This is a genomic window from Streptococcus sp. (assembly GCF_019414905.1).
Taxonomy (GTDB): domain Bacteria; phylum Bacillota; class Bacilli; order Lactobacillales; family Streptococcaceae; genus Streptococcus.
Genome location: NZ_DXLC01000238.1, coordinates 1 through 5839, shown reverse-complemented (window position 1 = coordinate 5839; position 5839 = coordinate 1). Strand labels below are relative to the sequence as shown.

General features: G+C 41.5%; 5 protein-coding genes and 1 pseudogene. All 6 read left to right on the top strand.

Going from position 1 to position 5839, the window contains the following annotated elements:
- Positions 1-105 (top strand): annotated as a pseudogene (locus QZ359_RS07285) (helicase); the annotation flags it as partial.
- 286 nt (positions 106-391) lie between these two features.
- Entirely contained in the window at positions 392-970 is a 579-nt protein-coding gene (locus QZ359_RS07280; protein WP_293965048.1) for a flavin reductase family protein, read from the top strand.
- Entirely contained in the window at positions 957-1517 is a 561-nt protein-coding gene (locus tag QZ359_RS07275) for a GNAT family protein (RefSeq protein ID WP_293965046.1), read from the top strand. The genes QZ359_RS07280 and QZ359_RS07275 overlap by 14 nt, the downstream gene beginning before the upstream one ends.
- On the top strand, positions 1517-2095 hold the full coding sequence (locus tag QZ359_RS07270) for an AAA family ATPase (protein ID WP_293965044.1): 579 nt from the start codon (positions 1517-1519) through the stop codon (positions 2093-2095). Before QZ359_RS07275 ends, QZ359_RS07270 begins: the two co-directional genes overlap by 1 nt.
- Positions 2088-4739, top strand: coding sequence for a valine--tRNA ligase (locus tag QZ359_RS07265; RefSeq protein WP_293965042.1), 2652 nt, complete (start codon positions 2088-2090; stop codon positions 4737-4739). Before QZ359_RS07270 ends, QZ359_RS07265 begins: the two co-directional genes overlap by 8 nt.
- Positions 4740-4759: 20 nt before the next feature.
- Positions 4760-5839 (top strand): AAA family ATPase (locus QZ359_RS07260; RefSeq protein ID WP_293965040.1); only part of this gene is annotated, 1080 nt, incomplete at its 3' end.

Sequence of the window (5839 nt, the reverse complement as noted above, 5' to 3'; positions counted from 1 at the left end):
GTTGCGGACTTCGCAAACTGGACAGAAAAAGAGTTGTTGGCCCTTAAAGGAATCGGCCCAGCTACGATCAAGAAATTGAAAGAACTAGGAGTTAAATTTAAATAATCGCTTTTATGATTTCTTGCTATTTCCAGGAAAACTTGCTAAAATGAACCTATTAGAGGTGTTTTGAATCCCACATTTTACAGAAAGTGGCGGTGCTGAGAAGTCCACAAATGTGTCAAAACTGGTTGCTAATGGATGAAAAATTAAAATAAAAGTGTCTTTTTGTTTTAAAGACGAGAGTTGCGGGCAACTGCCCGAAATTGGGTGGTACCGCGGATAAGTACATTCGTCCCTGTCATGTAGATGGCAGGGCTTTTCTTTTGCGTCTTAGTAAAAGGAGGTTGTTATGAAGCAATCTTTTAACACAAGTAAACTCTACTATGGCTTTCCTATATTCATTTTGGGGTATCAGGATCAGAATTTTGGACACAATATTACGACCTGTAGCTCTTCTTATAGCTTGGGAGATTGGCTAGTCATTGGTGTTGGTGCTGAAGAAAATGCGACTGAACAGATTAAGCATTATCAACAGTTCACCGTGAATATCCCTGATGAAAATCTCATGCTCGAGATGGAGCAGGCTGGTTTTATCAGTCATCGAGAGAAATTGAAACACCTGGGGCTAGACTACGAGATTTCTGAACAGACTCAGTCTCCGATTTTAGAGGCCTGTCCAGTCGTATTGGACTGTCAGGTAGATCGGATTATCGAGGAAGATGGAAACTGTCATATCTTTTCCAAGATTATCGAACGACTGGCTGATCCTGAACTCTTGGATGATAAGGGACATTTTAAAAATGACCGTTTTTCACCGACTTACTTTATGGGGGACGGTCACCAGCGCGTTTATCGCTATTTAGATGATCGTGTCGACCCTATGGGGAGCTTCATCAAGAAAGCGAGGATGAAGGATGTCAAGAGCTGAATTACCAGAACGATTAGAAACCGAACGACTCGTCCTACGAGTTCGTACAGTGGCAGATGCTGAGGATATCCATACCTACGCTAGTCTCCCAGAGGTTGCCTATCCAGCAGGCTTTCCTTCAGTCAAGACCTTGGAAGATGAGGTTTACTATCTAGAGCATATCCTTCCCGAACGCAATCAAAAGGAAAATCTCCCATCTGGCTATGGGATTGTCGTCAAAGGAACCGATAAAGTCATTGGTTCTGTTGATTTCAACCATCGCCATGCGGATGATGTGCTAGAGCTTGGCTATACCTTGCATCCAGACTATTGGGGACGAGGTTATGTACCAGAAGCAACGCTTGCCTTGATTGACTTAGCCTTTAAAGATTTGGGTCTTCACAAGATTGAACTAACTTGCTTTGACTATAATGTCCAAAGTCAACGAGTCGCAGAAAAACTTGGATTTACCCTCGAAGCTCGTATCCGAGACCGTAAAGATGTTCAAGGAAATCGCTGTGACAGCCTGACATATGGCTTGCTGAGTAGTGAGTGGGAGGTAATTTGATGCATCTTTTCATCATTGGGGCTCCGGCTTCTGGGAAAATGACGATTGGTCAAGAGTTATCTCGACTGACAGATGCTACCCTCTTTTATAACCATCAAGCCATCGATTTTGCACTAGAAATCTATCAGGATTATACAGAGGAGATGTGGGAATTTGTTCGTGGAATGACCTTTTCTTTCCTTGGAGCAAGTGCAAGAAATCAGCGATCAGTAATTTTAACAGATGTAATTGATTTTTCAAATCAGTACCAGCTGCTGTATTTGAAGCAAATTCAGGATTTGTTGGATGACTATCATCAAGAGATTCTTTTTGTGGAGTTGGAAACAAGTCTTGAGGAGCGCTTACATCGAAATCAAACGGAGAACCGGTTGAAGCACAAGCCCTTGAAACGGCATATTGAGGTATCTGAAAGAGAAATTTTAGAGACCGCTGAAACACTTCAATTAAATTCCCGACATCAACCGAATGAGCTGCACCACTACTTTAAAATAAATAATACGAATTTGTCTGCAGAAGAAGCTGCTAAGCAAATTCAAAATAAAATGAATACAATAGAGAAAGGACAAAAATATGTCTAAAGAACTTTCACCTAAATACAATCCAGCCGAGGTTGAGGCTGGTCGTTACCAAAAATGGCTTGATGCGGATGTTTTCAAGCCTTCAGGAGACCAAAAGGCTAAGCCTTATTCAATCGTCATTCCGCCACCAAACGTAACTGGGAAACTTCACCTTGGTCACGCTTGGGATACGACTTTGCAAGATATCATCATCCGTCAAAAACGCATGCAAGGTTTTGATACGCTTTGGCTTCCTGGTATGGACCACGCTGGTATTGCCACTCAAGCTAAGGTTGAGGAGCGCTTACGTGGTGAGGGCATTACGCGTTATGACCTCGGTCGTGAAAAATTCCTAGATAAAGTCTGGGAATGGAAAGATGAGTATGCCACTACCATCAAAGAACAATGGGGCAAGATGGGGCTTTCTGTAGACTACTCTCGTGAGCGTTTCACTCTTGATGAAGGTTTGTCAAAAGCTGTTCGTAAGGTCTTTGTGGACCTTTACAAGAAAGGATGGATCTACCGTGGTGAGTTTATCATCAACTGGGACCCAGCAGCTCGCACAGCTCTTTCTGATATTGAGGTGATTCACAAAGATGTCGAAGGTGCCTTCTACCACATGAATTACATGCTGGAAGACGGCTCACGCGCCCTTGAAGTTGCGACAACTCGTCCTGAGACCATGTTTGGGGACGTTGCGGTTGCGGTCAATCCAGAAGACCCACGCTATAAGGACTTGATTGGTAAAAACGTCATCCTTCCAATCGCTAATAAATTAATCCCAATTGTTGGAGATGAGCATGCTGATCCTGAGTTTGGTACAGGTGTCGTGAAAATCACACCTGCCCATGATCCAAATGACTTCTTGGTTGGTCAACGTCACAACTTGCCACAAGTCAACGTCATGAACGACGACGGAACTATGAATGAGCTTGCCTTTGAATTTGCAGGCATGGACCGTTTTGAAGCTCGTAAGGCAGTCGTTGCTAAGCTGGAAGAAATAGGTGCTCTTGTCAAAATCGAAAAACTTGTTCACAGTGTTGGCCACTCAGAACGTACAGGTGTCGTGGTTGAGCCACGCTTGTCTACTCAGTGGTTCGTCAAGATGGACCAATTGGCTAAGAATGCCATTGCCAACCAAGATACAGAGGATAAGGTTGAATTCTACCCACCTCGTTTCAACGATACCTTCCTTCAATGGATGGAAAATGTCCACGACTGGGTTATCTCTCGTCAGCTTTGGTGGGGTCACCAAATCCCTGCTTGGTACAATGCTGAGGGTGAAATATATGTCGGCGAAGAAGCTCCAGAAGGTGAAGGTTGGACTCAGGACGAAGATGTCTTGGATACGTGGTTCAGTTCGGCTCTTTGGCCATTCTCTACCATGGGCTGGCCGGATGTCGACTCAGAAGACTTCAAACGTTATTATCCAACATCAACTTTGGTGACTGGTTATGATATTATCCCGTTCTGGGTATCTCGAATGATTTTCCAAGGTTTGGAATTTACTGGCAAATCGCCATTCAAAAATGCATTGATTCATGGTCTTATTCGTGACGAGCAAGGACGCAAGATGTCTAAATCTCTCGGTAACGGGATTGATCCAATGGATGTTATTGATAAGTACGGAACAGATAGCCTTCGTTGGTTCCTTTCAAACGGTTCTGCACCAGGGCAAGACGTGCGTTTCTCTTATGAGAAAATGGATGCTTCATGGAACTTTATTAACAAAATCTGGAACATCTCTCGTTATATCCTCATGAATAATGAAGGTTTGACCCTTGAGCAAGCAACTGCCAATGTCGAAAAAGTGGTCAACAAGGAAGCTGGAAATGTCACAGACCGCTGGATTCTCCACAACCTCAATGAAACTATCGGTAAAGTTACTGAAAACTTTGACAAGTTTGAGTTTGGTGTGGCTGGACACATCCTCTACAACTTCATCTGGGATGAATTTGCGGACTGGTACGTTGAATTGACTAAGGAAGTCCTTTATAGCGACAACGAAGAAGAGAAAGTCATCACACGTTCTGTTCTCCTTTACACTTTGGACAAGATCCTTCGTCTCCTTCACCCAATCATGCCATTCGTGACAGAGGAAATCTTTGGACAAATCTCAGAAGGTTCTATCGTGACAGCAGAATACCCAACTGTCAACCCAGCTTTTGAAGACCTTGCGGCTCACACTGGTGTCGAAAGTCTCAAAGACTTGATCCGTGCCGTTCGTAATGCGCGTGCGGAAGTAAACGTTGCTCCAAGCAAGCCTATCACCATCCTTGTTAAGACAAGCGATAGCGACTTGGAAGCCTTCTTTAACAGCAATGTCAACTACATCAAACGCTTCACAAATCCAGAACACTTGGAAATCGCATCAACCATCCCTGCACCTGAACTCGCTATGTCAAGCGTCATCACAGGAGCAGAAATCTACCTGCCACTGGCAGACCTCCTCAATGTCGAAGAAGAATTGGCTCGTCTCGACAAGGAACTGGCTAAATGGCAAAAAGAACTGGACATGGTCGGCAAGAAGCTCTCTAACGAACGCTTCGTAGCCAATGCCAAACCAGAAGTCGTCCAAAAAGAACGCGACAAACAAGCCGACTACCAAGCCAAATACGACGCGACCGTAGCACGTATTAATGAGATGAAGAAGTTGGTGAAATAACATTCTAGGAGATAATAAACTTGAAATTACATAAAATTGTTATCAAAGGATATAAACGACATAAAGAAACTGAGCTGATATTCTCGGATGCATCATTTCTTATTGGTGAGAATAATGTCGGTAAAACTAGTGCACTTGAAGCTGTGGAATTGTTACTTTCTGATAGTAAAAAAGTTGATGAGAGCTTATTCTATGTAGATGAAAATGGTGATAGTGCAGATAGCATAGTATTGGACGCTGAGTTTCGAGACATAGGTGAAGAGGCAAAACATTGGCGTGGTTTTAAAGGGCGTTTGTTTCCTTATCAAGAAGGAACAGATACAAAGTTTAGTTTCTTTTATAGAAAAACATTTTCAAAAACTGGTTCTCGTAAAGTAGAAGCTAAGAGTCTAGAGAAAAAATTAAAACCTGAATTTGATAAGTTTAATACAATAGAACAATTTATTGAAAGTGGATTTGATTCCTCTAAGTTGGATAGTGCATATAATGATTTCAAAAAAGGATTGAATAAAAAAGAATTAAATGAATTTTTTGAAACTCATGAGTCTTATTTTGACTTTTATAATTACAGTGAAAATGAAACTTGGATAGAAAATCCTGGGGGTATTGCAGGGAATGTATTAACCAAGTTACCAAAAATTTTATATATCCCTGCTTATGATAGACGAGAAGATTTAGGAGAAAATAAAGGGGCGTTACAATCTATTCTTTCTGAACTATTTACAGAAGTTAGAGAGTCTTCGACTAATTACAAAGAGGCACAAAAGTATTTAAATTTATTATCAGAAGAGATGGATGCTGATAATAACCAGACATCATTTGGAAAAATGATGTCTGAACTAAATAAAACTATGGATAATGTTTTTTCAGGTATATCTATGAAAGCTACGACAGTTCTTTCTGATCCTGATAAAACAATTAAACCGACTTTCAATATTACAATGCTTAGTAATATTGAAACATCAGTTGAGCACCAAGGAACTGGAGTTATTCGATCGGCTGTCTTTGCATTATTAAAATATAAAGCGGAGAGAGATTTACGAAAAATTGAATCTGATAGAAATCTAGTAATTTGTTTTGAAGAACCCGAAATATATCTT

Excerpts from the sequence above, each read along its gene's own strand:
- QZ359_RS07280 (WP_293965048.1), top strand. The coding sequence starts at position 392 with ATGAAGCAATCTTTTAACACAAGTAAACTCTACTATGGCTTTCCTATA.
- QZ359_RS07275 (WP_293965046.1), top strand. The coding sequence starts at position 957 with ATGTCAAGAGCTGAATTACCAGAACGATTAGAAACCGAACGACTCGTC.
- QZ359_RS07270 (WP_293965044.1), top strand. The coding sequence starts at position 1,517 with ATGCATCTTTTCATCATTGGGGCTCCGGCTTCTGGGAAAATGACGATT.
- QZ359_RS07265 (WP_293965042.1), top strand. The coding sequence starts at position 2,088 with ATGTCTAAAGAACTTTCACCTAAATACAATCCAGCCGAGGTTGAGGCT.